We start from the raw sequence: 18,081 nt of genomic DNA, 5'->3' as shown, positions 1-18,081 counted from the left end.
ACAAATCCTGCTTTAACTTGTTGATAACCCCTGAAAATAGAAAGAGGCCGTCCTTTTGAGACAGCCTCTTTTTATTTTTCACCAACATTACCTTCAATTTTAAAACCTGTTTTCTGATAATCTTTTGGCTTGTAAGAATCAGGTATCTGAATAGTATTTCCATCTCTAACAGCAAAAACATGTGGAGACATAATCTCTAAACCCGCCTCATTAAACATGTCTTGTAAGTTTTTATGTAACTCAGAATAGATTCCTGCCATTTGTTGCGGCAATTCGGTATAGGCGTTTATCTCGTAGCTAACGTAAAAGTCATTTAAAGCGGTTTGTAAAACAAAAGGAGCTGGTTGCTGTAAAACACCCTGTGTATTTAGGGCAGCTCTTATCATTAGCTCATTTATCTGCTTCCATGGAGTGTCGTAAGTTAATGTTATTGTAGTATGCAGGATAAGTCCCAGGCTTTTTGATGAAGATGAATAATTAGTGGATGGGTTTGATAAAATTGTTGAGTTTGGAATAGTGATATCTTCATTCTTAATGGTTCTTATTCGCGTTACCAGTAAATTTTTCTCAATCACATCTCCAATGTTGTCTCCAATTTTAACCCTGTCACCGAGTTTAAACGGGCGCATATAAGTTAATACCACACCAGAAACTATATTTGCAATAGCTGAAGATGATCCTAAAGAGAATAAAACTCCAATGAAAACAGTTACTCCCTGGAAAATTTTAGAATCAGAGCCCGGTAAATATGGAAATATCACCACAAACATAAATGCATATAACAAGAAACGTATTATGTTGAAAGTCGGCATTGCCCAGTCGGGGTAAAATTTTGAAACTTTAATGGTGCCGTTAGCTACTTCTTCAGCCAAGAAATGGAACAATTGAATAATGTATCTGGTTACAAGATAAATTACAATAATGGTAAGTAGATTAGGTATATAATGAAGTGCTGCCAGTAAAATATTTTTTAATGGATTTAGCACATAAGTAAGTAGTTTATCGGCAATAGGCTGTGTCCATGGGAAAATACTGAATAGAACAGGAAGTGTGAGATAGATAATGAGAATTACTAACGATAACTTAATAACTTTTACTAGTCCCGAAATAAGAGGAAGAATACGTTTTGTATAACTTACCTCTATTTTTTTTCTTCTTTGAAATTCATTGAGCTTCCATTCGACATATTTTAATAGTCTTATTTGTAAAAAGCGAAATAACCTATTAATCAATATGATCAAGAATCCAACGATGCATATTACTCCTAATACCTCTAATACCTGAGTAAATAGGTTTCCAAAACTCTTTCCAGTATTTAAGTCAATAAAAGCCGATTTAATAGCTTCAAAATATTGTGTTGCCAGCTCATGTCGCTGAACACCTGCTTTAATTGCGTCTTTATCGGTGACCATTAATACAGGTTTATCGGCATAGTATATTCTCGAAATACCTTCACGGTCAATTTGTTTTAGTGAATCGATCGTGAAATTGGGTTCTGTTAAGAGTTTTTCAAGTCTTGAATTTATTAACCTGGCTCGCTCATTAATGCTAACTCCTTCAAAACCATTATTAATGAAAAAAAGGGTGTCATTACTTAATGTAACAGGAGCTTGTAATGTATCGCTTTTTTGAGCAAAAGTTAGAGTATTGAATACGAATATGAATAGAATTAGGAGAGCATTTCGTGTATTCATAAAGTTTATTGACTTTTTGTATAGGAAAATACATAAAACAAACCGAATTGCATATTCAGCAGAGTTTATTTAAGAAGAGATCTCGCAATCAGATTTATTGTTTTTATTTATCATCATAATTTTTGTTAAAAATTGATAAAAACAATAAAATTTAATTAAAACTTTATTGTTTCAAGGTTTATTAATGGTGTTTGTGATAAAAAAATATTAAAACAGTTAATTTTTATGATTTCTTTAAAGAAATATTGTAAAAAATACAGATAGTGTCTTGTGTACACTAATAATACTATCAAAAATTTAAATATTTTCAATAAACAGCCGTAATTTTTAATGTAAAAAATGATTTTTAGTACATATTCTTTCGGTGTGATTTGTTTTTAAGGAATTTTGTTTTGAAATTTAGGCCAATAACCTAATAAAATTAATTTTGTCAACCTGTTAACTGTTTAATTATGGAAAAATTTTCACTAAGTCGATTGCTACCGTTTACAATTTTGGCATTGGTGGCCATTTTGGCAATGTTCATACCCTCATTGCCAAATTTCGCAGATACATCTAAGTATAATTCTGCTGATATTGCCTGGGTAATTGTTGCTGCGTCATTAGTTTTTTTAATGACCCCAGGACTTTCATTCTTTTATGGTGGAATGGTAAACCGTAAAAATGTGATCAGTACCATGATTAAAAGTTTTGTAGCTACCGGAATTATCAGTGTATTATGGGTAGCAGTTGGCTTTAGCTTGTCTTTTGGTACATCAAATGGCGGTTTCATTGGAGATCCTTCTTCATTTTTCTTTTTTAAGAATGTGAACAGTTCTGCTCCGTGGAGTTTAGCGCCAACGATCCCATTATTATTATTCGCGTTGTTTCAGATGAAGTTCGCGATTATTACGCCTGCTTTGGTAGTAGGAGCGGTTGCGGAACGGATTCGCTTTACCTCTTATCTCGCATTTATCGTGCTGTTCTCACTATTTGTTTATGCTCCAATTGCTCACTGGACATGGCATCCCGACGGAATGTTGTTTAAGATGGGAGTGTTAGATTTTGCAGGGGGAACCGTAGTTCATATTTCAGCAGGCTGTGCTGCATTAGCTGGAGCTATCGTATTGAAAAGAAGAAAGTCAAAGGAAGTTCAGCCGGCTAATGTTCCATATGTGATTTTGGGAACAGGATTACTATGGTTTGGATGGTTTGGTTTTAATGCAGGATCGGCTTTAGCTGCGAATGACCTTGCAACTTCAGCTTTCGCGACAACTAATACTGCTTCGGCTGTTGCTGGTTTAGCATGGATGCTCTTTGATTATGCAAGAGGTAAAAAACCTAGCGTGTTAGGTTTTTGTATTGGTGCTGTTGTTGGCTTAGTAGCTATTACTCCTGCTGCAGGTTATGTTGCCATTCCTCAAAGTGCTATTATCGGTTTAATCGCTGCAATTATCTCAAATCTTGCTGTTTACTGGAAAGAAAAATCAGGAATTGATGATACGTTAGATGTATTTCCTTGCCATGGCTTAGGTGGTATGGTTGGGATGATCTTAACTGGGATTTTCGCTACTAAAAATGTAAATGCTGCAGGAGGCATTGGATTGTGGTATGGTGAAACAGCGTTGTTTATCTCTCAATTGAAAGGTCTTGCCATTGTGGTGGCCTATAGCTTCACCGTTTCATTGGTTATTTTCAAAGTAATAGATCTGTTGAATCCAATCAGAGTTTCTCAAGGTGAAGAAGAAAAAGGTTTGGATGAAACGCAACATGGAGAAAAGTATGTTCAAGGTACTTTGTTAATTGATCATAACGGATCTTTAGTTGAGAAAGATTCTGCTGAGACTGTAGTTCTCTAAAAATGCTCTTAATTGGTTGAGAAAGAGAAATAAATAAGGTACGGTATTAATAAAACTATCTGACAATAGTTTCAATACCGTACCTATTAACAAACAAAATCTGCTATACAATGATAAGAAAATTTTACGCAATTGCCATCATGGTGGCGAGCGGAAGTTATTCCTACGCTCAAACCGATACAACTTCAGCAACTGAAAAAAAGTCCTTCTTTAAATTTTCTGGTTCTGCAGATGTGTATTATAAATATGATTTCAGAAAGAGCCCCGCAAATACCTATACAAGTTTTACAAATACTCACAATTCATTCGAACTAGGTATGCTCTCGGCAAAAGTAGAGCATACAGGCGACAAAGTTAGCTTTGTTGGTGATTTGGGCTTTGGTTCACGGGCCGATCAGTTTGCGTACAATGACGCAAAAAGTCAGATCATGCTTAAGCAGTTGTTTGTTACTTACGCCCCTGCTGACTGGGTGAAACTTTCAATGGGAAGTTGGTCAACACATATTGGTTATGAGCTGGTTGATCCATATCTAAACCGTAATTATAGTATGTCGTACATGTTTTCTTACGGTCCGTTCTTTCATACCGGTTTAAAGGCCGATTTAACATTTGATCGGGTTGGTGTTATGGTTGGAGTAGTTGATCCTACAGATTTTAAAACCGCCATGGTACAGGAGGGTACAAAGTATAAAACATTCGTTGGGCAATTGAGCTATGGCTCTTCAAGTGGAAACTTTAAAGGATATTTTAATGCACTTGCCGGTAAACGTGGAACAGATTCGGCCATGGTCTCACAGTTTGATGTTGTTTTAACACAAAAAATTAGTAGTAGCTTTTCGTTGGGCGCTAACGGTACAGTAGCTCAATATGATTTCGAAGATAGCTTTACACAAACTGGAAAGAAGAAATGGTGGGGTGCTGCTGTTTATCTGAACTACGATGCACCTAAGGTTTGGGGACTGACATTCCGGTCAGAGTATTTTGATGACGAAGATCAGGCAAATGTATTTGCTAACGCTGTTACAGGAGGCCATATTTGGGCTAATACACTTACATTGAACCTTAAAATTAGTTCATTAATGATTATGCCTGAAATAAGGTATGAAAGTGCCAGCGAAGAAATTTATTCAGATTTGAAAGGCGGGACATTTAAAAATGACACAAGTTTCTTATTGTCGGCAGTATATCAGTTCTAAGTAATTTTTAATACCAAATAATCTGTTAGTTGCAAAACAAATATCCGGGCATTAGTCCGGATTTTGTTTTTTAGATGTGTCTTCAAAATGTCGCGTTTATCCCTCTAAATGATGCATCTGGCCCTTAAGATATAGGTTGTATGTTTGCTATCTTAATGTTTTATATCGCCATAGCATTAATTGCTTAGGTTCAGCTTTTATTTGAATCTCTGAAAAGTAGTATTGTGATAACTGCTGTTTAGCATAAATGATTTTACAATGCATATAGTAAGTTATAAAACAGAAATCCAGGCTTCCAAAGAGAAGGTTTGGAGCGTACTTTGGGATGATGCATCATATAGGTACTGGTCGAGTGTTTTTCATCCTGAAAATCACATTGTAAGCGATTGGGAAGTGGGCAGTAAAATATTGTTTGTGGATAACAAAGGCAATGGAGCCTTTGCTACGATAGCAGAGAAAGTGCCGAATGAATTTATATCGTTTAAGCACTTAGGTTGGATTGGTGCTTGGAAAGAGCTGCCATTAGACTTTGAAGTAACCATTAATGGCAAGCTTATGCGTTTTACGGAGGTAACTGAAAACTATTTGCTTAAGGGTGTTAGCGGTGTAACAACCCTAACGGTTGAGATGGTAAGTGCTGAAAGTGATTGGGAAGATTACGGGAATGAGGTATATCCTAAAGCATTACAACGCATAAAGGAACTAGCTGAATAAAAATAACTTTTCTATTAATACCTAAATAAAAGCAATCATGGCTAAACATTTTTGGATTAATCTTCCGGTAAAAGACGTGAATAAATCGCGCGACTTTTTTACGCAGATTGGCTTTACGTTGAATCCGCATTATGGTAACGGTAAAGATTCTGCCTCCTTAATGGTTGGTGATCAGAATGTGATCGTCATGCTTTTTCCTGAAAGTACTTTTGCTGGATTTTCGAGCAATACAGTTACCGATACTAAACAATCAACTGAGGTTTTATTTTCAATTGATGCTCAATCACCAGCAGAGGTGGATGAAATTGCTCAAAAAGTTGAAAAAGCCGGTGGGGTTGTATTTGGAAAACCTTCATCAGTGCAGGGTTGGATGTACGGTTGTGGGTTTACAGATTTGGATGGTCACCGTTGGAACGTATTGCATATGGATATGAGTAAAATGCCAAAAGGGTAAAGAGTCCAACAGTTAGAAATCAACAATCATGGTCAGGAATTTAACTTTAGTTTCTAAACCAGGAATATTCATACAAGTGTCTTCAGCAAAAAAAAACCGACCTAAAGTCGGTTTTTTAAATACGGAAAGCTAGGGATACAAAAATTATTAAGAACCTGCTGTTTTAGCTGTCATTTTACTTAATTTTTTATGGCATTGAGGGCATTTACCAGGCTGAGCGCTAATTTCATTGTTGTGATCTTTACAATAATAGTCGCCTTCTTTGATTAGCGCTACATGGTCTGTAGGGCAATCTCCTCGTTCTGTGGATGAATAGTCACACTTAGGACACCAAAATTTGACAACACTAGCAGTATGTTTATGAGAGCTGGTTTTTGCTGCCATTGTTGGAACTTCTTGTGCATAAGCTCCTAGAGCAAAAGCGCAAGTTACAAATAACAATATGAGCTTTTTCATTACTTTGAGGTTAAAAACAAGTGTGTAAAGTCTTTCAATTGTTATATTGTTTGGTTTTAGTCTGTTTTAGTTGCACTTAATAAAACCAAAAACTGAACCAGTGTACTACGTCAGGGAGCTCCTATTTACTGCCTATTCATTAACCTAGAAACAGCTCCTGTCTAAGTGGAAATACTTAATTGTGAAACCTAGTTAAAGTACTGATTTGTAGAAAAATAAGGTGTTGTAATTTTAATTATTCGAATTACTTGAATCGGTTCGGGTAACACCGGGTATTTAAAACTAACAACAACAACATCATGATTAAGAAAATCTTAAAAATCACAGGAATCACTTTGGGCTCACTAATTGGAATGTTAGTATTGGCCTACGGAATAATCTCATTTAATATTTATAAGCGAGGTCAAAAGGTTTATACTGTAGAAGCAGAGAATATAAATATCCCCTCTGATTCGGCTTCCATTGAACTAGGAAAGCATCTTTCAATTATTAAAGGCTGTCAGGATTGCCACGGGACAAAGCTAGACGGCAAAGTCTTCTTTCAAGATGCATTACTTGGCACTTTTAGCTCTGCAAATCTCACCTTATTAAAAAACAATACTGATCAAGACTGGATAAAAGCCATTCGCCATGGGATAAAAAAAGATGGAAGACCACTGATCATCATGCCTTCTGATAAAAACATGGCTCTTTCAGAAAAAGACCTGGCTGCGCTTATTGCTTATTGTAAGACCCTTCAAGAATCAAAAACTGATCTTCCACCTATTTCAATTGGCCCATTAGGAAAAGTACTTGATGCTTTGGGAATGGTTCATATATACGCGGCCGAAAAGATCGATCATAGCCAGGGAATAATTGCGGAGATTAAGCCCGAAGTTTCAATTGAGTTTGGAAAATATATAGCCCAAACATGTACGGGTTGTCACCAGCCAAATTTTAAAGGAGGTGAAAATCTGGCTCCGGGAGGACCTCATGTTCCTGATTTAACCAAAACTGGCGCTGTGGGTAAATGGACAGAAGAGCAATTTACATCTGTTTTGCGTACAGGAAAAAGACCCAATGGCACGCAAATGAACACCGAAGATATGCCTTGGCAAATGACCAGAGAATATAGTGACGTGGAGATAAAAGCTTTATATAAATTTCTAAATACACTATAAGATGAAAAGGAGGACAATTGAGAATCCTTTAATTAAGGATAAGGTGACGTTTTTAGAAACGTCGGCTGAAACTGATGGTAAGCACACCTATGTTGAAGTCGAACTGTCTCCGGGCGGAGGTAATGACCTTCATTATCATAAAGCTTTTTCAGAAACCTTTGAAGTGTTGGAAGGGGAATTAGAAGTGGAGGCTGATGGAGAAAAGATTATTTTGAAAAAAGGTGAAAATTTTACGGTAGTGGAGAATATCATGCACCGATTTTTTAATCCATCCGATAGTAATCCTGTAACGTTCAATGTACTACTCCAACCGGGTCATTCAGGTTTTGAGAATACTCTTATGGTAGCTTACGGTTTATGTAGAGATGGGAGAACTAATAAAAAAGGGATTCCTAAAAGCTTTTATCATTTAAGTCTTTTAATGGTTTGGAGTGATTCCAACTTACCCGGTATCTATCAACTGATCATGCCAATAATGAGATGGTTCGCTCAAAAAGCCAGAAAGAAGGGAATCGAAGGACTATTGCTGGAAGAATACTGTTATTAGTAAAAGCAATTGATTTTCTTTCCGTGAGTAGATGAAAATATAACGCCTTGCTGTTTTCAGCAAGGCGCTTATATTTAAAACTCTAAAATCGTACTTCTACAATCTGAAATCTCATTACATGTTTCTTCTGTACTGTCCGCCTACCTGATACAGAGCACCAGAAATTTGGCCTAATGAGCAGTACTTGGTTACTTCCATTAATTTGTCGAAAATGTTCTGATTATGGATGGCAGCTTGCTGAAGTTCCTTGAGCGACTGCGCACACTTATCGTCATTGCGTTTTTGGAACTCCTGCAAAGCAGCAATTTGGTATTGCTTTTCTTCCTCAGTTGCCCGGATTACTTCTTGCGGAATAACCGTTGGAGAACCTTTGCTGTTCAAGAAAGTGTTTACACCAATAATCGGATAATCACCGTTGTGTTTTAACGTTTCGTAATACAACGATTCTTCCTGTATTTTACTGCGCTGATACATAGTTTCCATGGCTCCTAAAACACCACCACGATCGTTGATGCGTTTAAATTCGGCTAGTACAGCTTCTTCAACCAAATCAGTAAGTTCTTCAATAATGAATGCCCCTTGTATTGGGTTTTCGTTTTTGGCTAAACCTAATTCACGGTTAATGATCAACTGAATGGCCATGGCTCTGCGCACCGATTCTTCGGTAGGAGTGGTAATGGCTTCGTCATATGCATTAGTGTGCAATGAATTACAGTTGTCGTAAATCGCGTAAAGAGCCTGTAAAGTGGTACGAATATCGTTAAAGTCGATTTCCTGAGCATGCAACGAACGTCCCGAAGTTTGAATATGATACTTCAGTTTTTGTGAACGATCATTTCCTTTGTATTTGTTTTTGATGGCTTTTGCCCAAATTCTTCGTGCCACCCGGCCAATAACCGCATATTCTGGATCAATACCGTTGGAGAAGAAAAACGAAAGATTTGGTGCAAATTCGTCAATATGCATTCCTCTGCTTAGATAGTACTCAACAAAGGTAAAACCGTTTGCAAGTGTAAATGCGAGCTGTGAAATTGGGTTGGCACCAGCTTCAGCAATGTGATAACCCGAAATAGATACCGAATAGAAGTTACGTACTTTCTGATCGATGAAATATTGCTGAATATCACCCATCATCCGTAAGGCAAACTCGGTAGAGAAAATACAGGTGTTTTGAGCCTGATCCTCTTTTAAAATATCGGCCTGTACGGTTCCTCGAACAGTTGAAATTGCATGCGCTCTTATTTTTTCATAAACATCAGCCGGTAAAACCTGGTCGCCGGTTACACCTAATAATAGTAAACCTAAACCATTATTGCCTTCAGGTAACTCTCCATTATAGGTTGGCCTCTCAATACCTTTTAGCTTATAGATCTCCTCAATTTTAGCTTTCACCTCTTTTACCAATCCATGCTGATGAATGTATTTTTCACATTGCTGATCGATTGCTGCATTCATGAAAAAGCCCAATAACATTGGAGCAGGGCCATTAATGGTCATCGAAACAGAAGTGCTAGTATGACAAAGGTCAAAACCTGAGTACAATTTCTTGCAATCATCAAGTGTGGCGATGGATACTCCAGAGTTGCCAATTTTTCCGTAAATATCCGGACGGGTATGCGGGTCTTCACCATATAAAGTCACCGAGTCAAATGCCGTAGATAAACGGTGAGCAGGCTGACCTAATGAAACATAGTGGAAACGTTTATTGGTACGTTCAGGCCCTCCTTCACCGGCAAACATACGGGTAGGGTCCTCACCTTCACGCTTTAATGGAAATACTCCTGCTGCATAAGGGAATTCCCCCGGGACATTTTCGGTTAATAACCAACGTAAAATGTCGCCCCAGGCTTCATATTTAGGTAAAGCGATTTTTGGAACTTTCAGCCTTGATAATGATTCGTAAAACAAAGGCTGTCTTATTTCTTTGTCTCGAACCTTATAAACGAAAAAGTCCTCCGAGTATTTTTTTACGGTTTCAGGCCATTCACGCAATAAACGTTTGCATTCGCCGGAAAGATTATCTTCCAGATGTATGTATAGTTGTTCAAGCTGACCGATTGTTTCTGCTTGAGGTTCCGCTTGACTCTTCAATAAATCAATTGTCCCTTTTAACTGAAACATCTTTTGGGCAGTATTACTCTGCTCATTTACCCATTTCTTGTATTCATGATTATTTTCAACAATCTCTGCTAAATAGCGGTTGCGATCAGGCGGAATGATGTAAACTTTTTCAGAAACTTCAGGAGTTAGCTCGTAGTGCGCTTGGAAATCAATTCCGGTTTTTTCTTTGATCTTGCTCATTAAGGCAGCGAACAAATTGTTCATTCCCGGATCATTGAACTGCGAAGCGATAGTTCCAAAGATTGGCAGGCTGTCATCATTAGCATCCCAAAGGTTGTGATTGCGCTTGTATTGTTTTTTAACGTCACGAATAGCGTCTAATGCTCCGCGCTTATCAAATTTGTTGATGGCAACCAAGTCGGCAAAATCAAGCATGTCAATTTTTTCCAACTGTGTAGCCGCACCAAATTCAGGTGTCATTACATATAATGAAACATCGCAATGTTCGGTGATCTCGGTGTCAGACTGGCCAATACCTGAAGTCTCTACAATGATCAGGTCGTAAGAAGCGGCTTTGCAGATGTCAATGGCTTCCTGAACGTATTTTGAAAGAGCAAGATTTGCCTGACGGGTTGCCAAAGATCGCATATAGACCCTTGGATTATTGATCGCGTTCATACGAATACGGTCGCCGAGTAAAGCCCCTCCTGTTTTGCGTTTTGATGGATCGACTGAAATAATGGCAATGGTTTTATCAGTTTCAAGTAAGTAACGACGTACCAATTCATCCACTAACGAAGATTTACCAGCACCACCGGTTCCGGTGATTCCCAATACTGGAATTTTGCGTTGACCAATTAGGCTTTTTACCTCATCTAAAAATTTATCTGCTTCTTCCGGAAAGTTTTCAGCAACCGAAATTGCATGAGCAATGGCTGTGACTTCTTTCTTGCCTATATCTTTAATTTCTCCGTTAAGTTGAGTTTTAACCGGAAAATCACATTCTTTCATCAGGTAGTTTATCATACCTTGTAATCCCATGGTACGACCGTCATCCGGAGAAAAAATACGAGTTATACCATATTGATGGAGCTCGTCAATTTCTTCAGGAAGGATCACTCCTCCTCCTCCTCCAAATAACTTAATATGTCCCGCACCACGTTCTTTTAGCAGGTCGAACATATATTTGAAATATTCTACGTGTCCGCCCTGATAACTTGTCATGGCAATTCCCTGCACATCTTCCTGAATGGCACAGTTCACCACTTCTTCAACAGAGCGGTTATGGCCAAGGTGAATTACTTCCGCTCCTGACGACTGAAGGATACGACGCATGATATTTATAGATGCATCGTGCCCGTCGAAAAGGGAGGCGGCCGTAACAAATCGTACTTTGTTCTTAGGTTTATAAACTTCTACAGTTTCCATCATCAGGTTATTGATGGGTCAAATTTATACATTTCAACCTATAATTAAGGATAGAATCAATGTTGGGGAATTAGTATCTTCAAATTAAAAACCATCTATGAATCATCAGGATATCCGTTCTTATTTTGAAGCTGAAAAATCAGCCACATTAATTATTCTGATTATTGGAGGAATAGCGGTATTAACAGCCGTGGTTTTCTTTTTTTTAAAATCGAAGATGTTTTTAGGTGCCGCTTTTCCATTGCTGGTTTTTGGAATTATTGAAATAGCAGTAGGTTATTCGGTCTATACCCGAACAGATAAACAGACCAGTGATGTGATCTATAGCTTTGATATGAATCCTGATTATCTGAAAAATAAAGAGCTGCCGCGTATTCAAAAAGTTAACAGCAATTTTAAAGTGATCATGTATGTTGAAATTGGCTTATTGCTTCTTAGTGTTGGTTTAATTTGGCCAAATTATTCAAAACAGAATTTTTGGTTGGGGATAGGTCTGGGACTTTTATTACAAGCCTTGATTTTATTCGTGTTTGATCAAATTGCTGAGAGAAGAGCCTTGAAATACACCGAAAAATTAACGCAATTTCTCTCTGATAATTAAAACCATCAGAAATTCAAATGGTTACCCGTTCGTAAGTTTGTTTTTTAAGAGTTGGTTTCTTTTTTGTTTATAATCAGAATGTTACAATGCGACTGATTTTTTGTAACTTCAATAAATCTAACTCTCTCTTTATGAATAAACGGACAGCCCTTATAACCGGGGCTACACAAGGAATAGGTTATTATTTCTCGCGTATAATGGCCCGTAATAAGGTTGACTTGGTCTTAATTGATAAAAACGAAGACCAATTGCTCGACCTTGCCCTCGATCTATACCAACGCTATGGTGTTCGGGTTAAATTCATCCCTTTCGATCTTAGTAAAACAAATGCTCCTTTTGTTGTATACAATGATATTATTAAGGACGGTTTTAGCATTGATTACTTAATTAACAATGCAGGTGTTGGCGATGGAGGCAACTTTTATGAGATTGATTGGGAAAAGGAACGAGAGATGATCAATTTAAATGTAGTCAGTTTAGTACAGCTCACCAAGCTAATTTTAAATGATATGGTAAAACGCGGTAAGGGAAGGGTGCTGAATGTTGCCTCAACGGCGGCGTTTCAGCCTGGACCTAATATGGCGGTTTATCATGCTACAAAAGCGTTTGTGCTATCTTTCTCCGAAGCAATTGCTAATGAGCTTAAAAATAGTGGAATAACAGTAACGGCTCTTTGTCCTGATCCTAAACAGTCAGGGTTACAACATTTGGCTGAAGTGGAGGTGAACAAACTTCTTAAAACTCGAAAATTACCTAAAGATTGGGAAGTGGCAGAGTTTGGTTTTCACTCGATGATTGAGGGAAAAACTGTTGCTGTAAATGGTTTTATGAATAGGTTATTGTTAAATACCATGCGTTTATTCCGGAAAACCTCTTCGCGCCCCATGCCAAAAGAAGGAGAACGCTTTGCTTAACGAAAAGCATTGATCAAGTTCTTTACACAATCTGTTTGAATATTTCCAAATGCCTCCTGATTTGCAGATACAAACGCAAATTTAAGGGGGCTTACTTTTTTTCTTTACCTTTGCGCCATGTCAACGGTTTCAGGAATAACAACATATAATAACTACGGCGCCTGGCTTCGTGAGAAGTATGACGGACAGCGTGTGTTTAAGGTAATTGTAGATGGAGGGTTTACGTGTCCGAACAGAGATGGAAACAAGGGGTACGGGGGCTGCACTTATTGTAATGTCGATTCGTTTACTCCTGAGCTTACCCGTTCATTACCCGATATGCGCGACCAGCTGTCGCTTGGGATGGAACGAGCCCGTCAAATGTATAGAGCAGATAAATTCATTGTTTATTTTCAGCCTAATACCAACACCTATGCGCCTGCTCACTACCTGAAAGAAATGTATGATGCAGCCTTATCAGTAAACACAAATGATATAGTAGGCTTATCAGTTGGTACACGTGCCGATTGCATTGATGCAGAAAAGATTGCTTTGTTAGAAAGTTATACCGACCGGTTTGATGTTGACCTTGAAATGGGCATGGAGTCGATTTATGAAGATACGCTTGCTCAATTAAATAGAGGATGTACACATGCCGAGTTGGTGAATGTGTTGGGAATGCTAACAAATTCCAAGCTGGATGTTTGTGTGCATTCGATCTTCGGCTTACCTGGCGAAACCAAAGAAATGATGCTGGCATATGCGGATGAAATCAATCGTCATCCACGAATCAATTTTGTGAAACTACATCACTTATACATTGTCGAAGGTTCGATTATGGGAGTTAAATACAAACGCGAGCCTTTTAAACTTTTTACAATGGAGGAGTATGCTGAGTTTCTTTGTGAGCTAATTCCTCTATTACGCCCCGATATTGTTATCCAACGTTTGTTCGGTATTTCTGATCGTCAGTTTTTAATTGCACCAGACTGGGGCATGAACAAATCAGGCATTCAAACCTATTTCGAGAACTATTTGGAGAAAAAAGGAGTGGTGCAGGGAAGTAAATATGAACCGGTAAAGAATTGGTCCTAAAAAAATACCACAAAAAAAGCGGTAACCTTTCGGTTTACCGCTTTGCTTTAATAGACAATTATACTAATCACTTACACTGTGTGTAGTTTATTGTTAAATAGTTGCTGAATTTCTTGTTCAAGATTTTTCAGACCATCTTCAAATCTGGCTCCCACTTTGTATTCCGAAAGATTATTCGCTATTCGTCGATAGTAATTAATACCATCTTCCAGATTAGCCTTAAAGTCGAGCACATATTTTTCTTTTTTCTGGTTGAAGCTTTCAGCTAACTCATCAACTTGTTCTTTTAAATAGCTGATGTAAAGTTGAAGCTCTTTTGTAAACACATCCGGGCGGGCAACACTGCTTAATAAGTTTTCGCGACCATAAATGTGATTCACCATCTCTTTTAACGAAGCAATTTTATTGAAATAAGAAATGTTTGGCCCCGGACAAACGGTTACAGCGGTTAGATTCTTAAGAAAAGGAGTTTTATAAGCTATCGATGCCGAATTGCTTAATCCAATACACAAACATTCTTTACTTAATACCGTTTCTATTTGCTTTTCTTTTTCTTTAGCAGAAATATCTTGCTTATTAATCGAATCAATTTTAAGTTTCTGATACTCTATTGATGCAGTACAAATAGGTTTTTCGGTAAATTCGGTATTGTTCTGAAGGTATTTTTCGGTACATGGGCTGCCCGGTTTGTTACAGGCAACACGTTGCAATTTCTCAATTTCGCCCGAACTTCTTCTTAAATAATTAAATCGAACACCAAGCGGAGAGTTATTGCTTAAAATAACATCCTCTTCTCCTGACCGAGCTAGTAAATCCAATGTGCTTTTGTCAACAGTGGTAGCTTCAGGAACCAGCAGAAAAGGTGTTCCCCAACCTATAGAATCTAGTTGATAATAGGTTGATAAAAAATCATGCTCATTGGCTGTTCCTACACCGCCCTGATAGGTGATTTTTAGTTGTGGAACCTCATTCGGAATACTTGCTTCTTTTTGTTCGAAGGATTTTTGGTAAACACTAAAAAGCTCTTGAGTAAGTTCTTCTCTTTTCGACTTAAACTCATGAAGTATAGGTCCGATTAGAAACCCGTCGGTGGCAAAAGCATGCCCACCGCAGTTTAAACCCGACTCGATTCTAAACTCACTAACCCAAATACCTTTTTTAGCTAAATATTTTCCCTGGATTAATGCTGAACGATAATCGCTCACCTTAACCACAATTTTTTTCCGGAAAGATCCATCTGCTGAAGCTTTAAAATCTTCAAACTGGTCAAGGTAATTGAACAAACGAGGATTTAGTCCCGCAGAAAAAATGATAGAGGAATTTTCAAGGTCACTTTCAGCGTAAGCCTTCAGTGCGGTAAGTGCATCTGATCCGTTCTCAATAATATTCCCTGCTTTGTCGTAATTGTTTTTATCTACCTTTGTCATGATGTTTACATCGATGCTTCCAGGAGTTATTAACTTGCGTAGTGTAGTTTGAAGTTCCATTTTTTCAAGCTCACTACAAGCAGATTGCATTTTGGTGTAAAGTACTTTTAGACTATGGTTTTCAGGCAGTAATTCGAAATAACGAACCAGTTCTGATCCTTTTTCGAATGCCGATTTTTTTAGTTCTTCAAATTGATTTTTAACAATTCGGTTTAAAAGATTAAGGTAATCTTTTATTCTTTTTGCCCGATAATCAGGCTCTTTATCAGTAATCGGAGTATATTTTTCTTTTAACTCTGAATAATAATAACCACGCATCATTTCAATTAATCGGTCTTCTACAACCGATACAACTGATGAAATGCCATAACGGGCTACTTTGACCGGACTATCGATAGTATAAGCCAAACCCATTACTGGAATATGAAATGAATGAAATGATTTCTTCCCCATTTTTGAAAATTTTAGTGCTAAGTGACGGAATAATGGCAAAATAAAACATGATTTAAATCAGTTTTTTAACCATAAATTAGGTTAATGGCTGACAAAATTTCACATTTTTTTTAATGGTATGCTCCTTGTTTGAGGGGGTGTTAACAATTTATAAATTATTAATACTCATAATATGGCACAAAAAGGATCAATTTCAGTAAACACCGAGAACATCTTTCCAATCATTAAAAAGTTTCTCTATTCTGATCATGATATTTTCTTACGTGAGTTAGTAGCAAATGCGACTGACGCAACTCAAAAACTCCAAAAACTTAGCGGTATAGGTGATTTTAAAGGCGAGTTGGGTGATTTGTCAATCCATATTAGTGTCGATAAAGAAAATAAAACACTGACAATTTCTGACCGAGGTATTGGTATGTCGGAAGAGGAGGTGATGAAATACATCAATCAAGTGGCTTTTTCTGGCGCTACAGAGTTTGTTGAGAAGTTTAAAGATATAGATACCACTTCTATCATAGGAAAATTCGGTTTAGGCTTTTACTCGGCGTTTATGGTTGCTGAAAAAGTTGAACTGATTACTAAATCATATAAAGATGCCCCTGCGGTAAAATGGACTTGCGATGGATCTACAGAATTCAGCATTGAAGAAGTTGAGAAAGCGGATAGAGGAACCGATATTATTCTTTATCTGAATAGCGACTCGGAAGAGTTCATTGAAGAACACAAAATTCAAGAAATATTGAACCGCTATTGCCGTTTCATGCCTATTAAAATTGTGTTTGGTAAAGACACTGAAACGGTTAAAGAAGGAGATGAAGAGAAAACGATTGAAAAGGATCATGTGATTAATGCGGTTCAGCCTTTATATACACGCGATCCACAATCGTTGAAAGATGAGGATTATCTTAATTTCTATCGTGAGCTTTATCCAATGGCCGAAGAGCCTTTATTCTGGATTCATCTAAACGTTGATTATCCGTTTAATCTGACCGGTATTTTGTACTTCCCTAAGGTTAAAAATGATATTACCCTGCATAAAGATAAAATTCAACTTTATTCACGTCAGGTATTCATTACTGATAATGTAGAGAATATTGTTCCGGAGTTTTTACGCTTAATGCATGGTGTTATCGATTCACCGGATATTCCACTTAACGTTTCACGTTCATACTTGCAGTCGGATGCCAATGTGAAGAAGATCAGCAGTTACATTACCCGTAAAGTAGCTGATCGATTAGAAGAACTGTTTAAAACCGATCGCGTTTTATTTGAGCAAAAATGGGAAAGTGTTGGCCTGTTTGTGAAATACGGAATGGTTACCGAAGAAAAGTTTTTTGAAAAAGCACAAAAGTTCTGCTTGTATGAAAGCTTGGATGGAAAACTATCAACGCTTGAGGAATACAAAGAGAAAATCAAAGATAATCAGGTTGATAAAAACGGCAATTATACCCTTATCTATACATCCAAACCGGCACTACAGGATATCTTTATCCGTGCAGCAAAGAACCGTGGTTTCGATGTATTGAAAATGGATGCATTAATTGACAATCATTTTATCAGTAATGTGGAGTATAAACTTGATAAAGTTCGTATGAAGCGTGTGGATGCTGATACTGTTGATAAATTAATTGAAACGGATACCCAACTCGATGTTGCTTTAACTGAAGATCAGAAAAAAGAGGTAGATGCAATCTTCAAAAAAGCTACCGGAAATGATAAACTCGATTTGGAAGTAGCTGCTATGAGCGGTGATGAAATGCCGGTTACAATTGTTCGACCAGAGTTTATGCGTCGTATGATGGAAATGCAGGAATTATCAGGTGGAAACGGTGGAATGTTTGGGTTCAATGGTTTTGGAGCCGAAAAAGTAATGGTCAACGGAAACCACGCCCTTATTCTAAAATTATTGTCAGCCGATGCCGAAAAGCAATCACAATTAGCTCGACAGGCTTATGATTTGGCCTTACTTGCTCAGGGAATGTTGAAAGGTGAAGCCTTAACCGGTTTTATCCAGCGTTCTATTGAATTGGTTGATTAATTAAGTTTAAAATTATAAATCCAAAG

The 18,081-nt window shown here is 37.5% G+C and carries 14 protein-coding genes; 10 read left to right on the top strand and 4 right to left on the bottom strand.

The features are described 5' to 3' along the window. Window positions 1-71 precede the first annotated feature (71 nt). On the bottom strand, window positions 72-1,694 hold the full coding sequence (locus tag NF867_RS18105) for a mechanosensitive ion channel family protein (protein ID WP_252589812.1): 1,623 nt from the start codon (window positions 1,692-1,694) through the stop codon (window positions 72-74). 452 nt (window positions 1,695-2,146) lie between these two features. Here NF867_RS18105 and NF867_RS18100 point away from each other — a divergent pair, with 452 nt between their 5' ends. The 4 genes from NF867_RS18100 (at window position 2,147) to NF867_RS18085 (ending at window position 5,896) form a co-directional block, all read left to right on the top strand. Continuing rightward, entirely contained in the window at window positions 2,147-3,532 is a 1,386-nt protein-coding gene (locus tag NF867_RS18100; protein ID WP_252589811.1) for an ammonium transporter, read from the top strand. 110 nt (window positions 3,533-3,642) lie between these two features. Next, window positions 3,643-4,728, top strand: a complete 1,086-nt coding sequence (locus tag NF867_RS18095) for an outer membrane beta-barrel protein (RefSeq protein ID WP_252589810.1) — start codon at window positions 3,643-3,645, stop codon at window positions 4,726-4,728. Between the two features lie 258 nt (window positions 4,729-4,986). Next, window positions 4,987-5,442 carry an SRPBCC domain-containing protein gene (locus NF867_RS18090; protein WP_252589809.1) on the top strand — a complete coding sequence of 152 codons (456 nt, stop codon included), beginning with the start codon at window positions 4,987-4,989 and terminating at the stop codon, window positions 5,440-5,442. 37 nt (window positions 5,443-5,479) lie between these two features. Then, a complete protein-coding gene (locus NF867_RS18085) occupies window positions 5,480-5,896 on the top strand; it encodes a VOC family protein (RefSeq protein WP_252589808.1) in 417 nt (138 codons plus the stop codon). A gap of 147 nt (window positions 5,897-6,043) precedes the next feature. Here the strand turns inward: NF867_RS18085 and NF867_RS18080 are convergent, their stop codons facing one another. Continuing rightward, window positions 6,044-6,352, bottom strand: a complete 309-nt coding sequence (locus NF867_RS18080; protein ID WP_252589807.1) for a hypothetical protein — start codon at window positions 6,350-6,352, stop codon at window positions 6,044-6,046. A 299-nt stretch (window positions 6,353-6,651) separates the two neighbouring features. On the opposite strand from NF867_RS18080, the gene NF867_RS18075 reads away from it, so the two are divergent. Both NF867_RS18075 and NF867_RS18070 read left to right on the top strand, forming a co-directional pair. Continuing rightward, entirely contained in the window at window positions 6,652-7,512 is an 861-nt protein-coding gene (locus tag NF867_RS18075) for a c-type cytochrome (RefSeq protein WP_252589806.1), read from the top strand. A 1-nt stretch (window position 7,513) separates the two neighbouring features. Then, a complete protein-coding gene (locus tag NF867_RS18070) occupies window positions 7,514-8,059 on the top strand; it encodes a cupin domain-containing protein (protein WP_252589805.1) in 546 nt (181 codons plus the stop codon). A 114-nt stretch (window positions 8,060-8,173) separates the two neighbouring features. Here NF867_RS18070 and NF867_RS18065 read toward each other — a convergent pair whose 3' ends face one another. After that, window positions 8,174-11,551, bottom strand: coding sequence for a methylmalonyl-CoA mutase family protein (locus NF867_RS18065; protein ID WP_252589804.1), 3,378 nt, complete (start codon window positions 11,549-11,551; stop codon window positions 8,174-8,176). 94 nt (window positions 11,552-11,645) lie between these two features. Between NF867_RS18065 and NF867_RS18060 the strand changes: the two genes are divergently transcribed. From NF867_RS18060 to mnmL, 3 genes are all read left to right on the top strand, one after another. Further along, a complete protein-coding gene (locus NF867_RS18060) occupies window positions 11,646-12,149 on the top strand; it encodes a hypothetical protein (protein ID WP_252589803.1) in 504 nt (167 codons plus the stop codon). Window positions 12,150-12,280: 131 nt separating this feature from the next. Beyond that, a complete protein-coding gene (locus NF867_RS18055; protein WP_252589802.1) occupies window positions 12,281-13,063 on the top strand; it encodes an SDR family NAD(P)-dependent oxidoreductase in 783 nt (260 codons plus the stop codon). A 117-nt stretch (window positions 13,064-13,180) separates the two neighbouring features. Next, a complete protein-coding gene (mnmL, locus tag NF867_RS18050; RefSeq protein WP_252589801.1) occupies window positions 13,181-14,137 on the top strand; it encodes a tRNA modification radical SAM protein MnmL/YtqA in 957 nt (318 codons plus the stop codon). A 71-nt stretch (window positions 14,138-14,208) separates the two neighbouring features. Here mnmL and NF867_RS18045 read toward each other — a convergent pair whose 3' ends face one another. Beyond that, entirely contained in the window at window positions 14,209-16,017 is a 1,809-nt protein-coding gene (locus tag NF867_RS18045) for a hypothetical protein (RefSeq protein WP_252589800.1), read from the bottom strand. Between the two features lie 172 nt (window positions 16,018-16,189). Between NF867_RS18045 and htpG the strand changes: the two genes are divergently transcribed. Next, window positions 16,190-18,055 carry a molecular chaperone HtpG gene (htpG, locus tag NF867_RS18040; RefSeq protein ID WP_252589799.1) on the top strand — a complete coding sequence of 622 codons (1,866 nt, stop codon included), beginning with the start codon at window positions 16,190-16,192 and terminating at the stop codon, window positions 18,053-18,055. Window positions 18,056-18,081 lie beyond the last annotated feature (26 nt).

The organism is Solitalea agri, assembly GCF_023914155.1.
GTDB lineage: Bacteria > Bacteroidota > Bacteroidia > Sphingobacteriales > Sphingobacteriaceae > Solitalea > Solitalea agri.
This window is presented reverse-complemented; position numbering and strand designations above follow the sequence as displayed.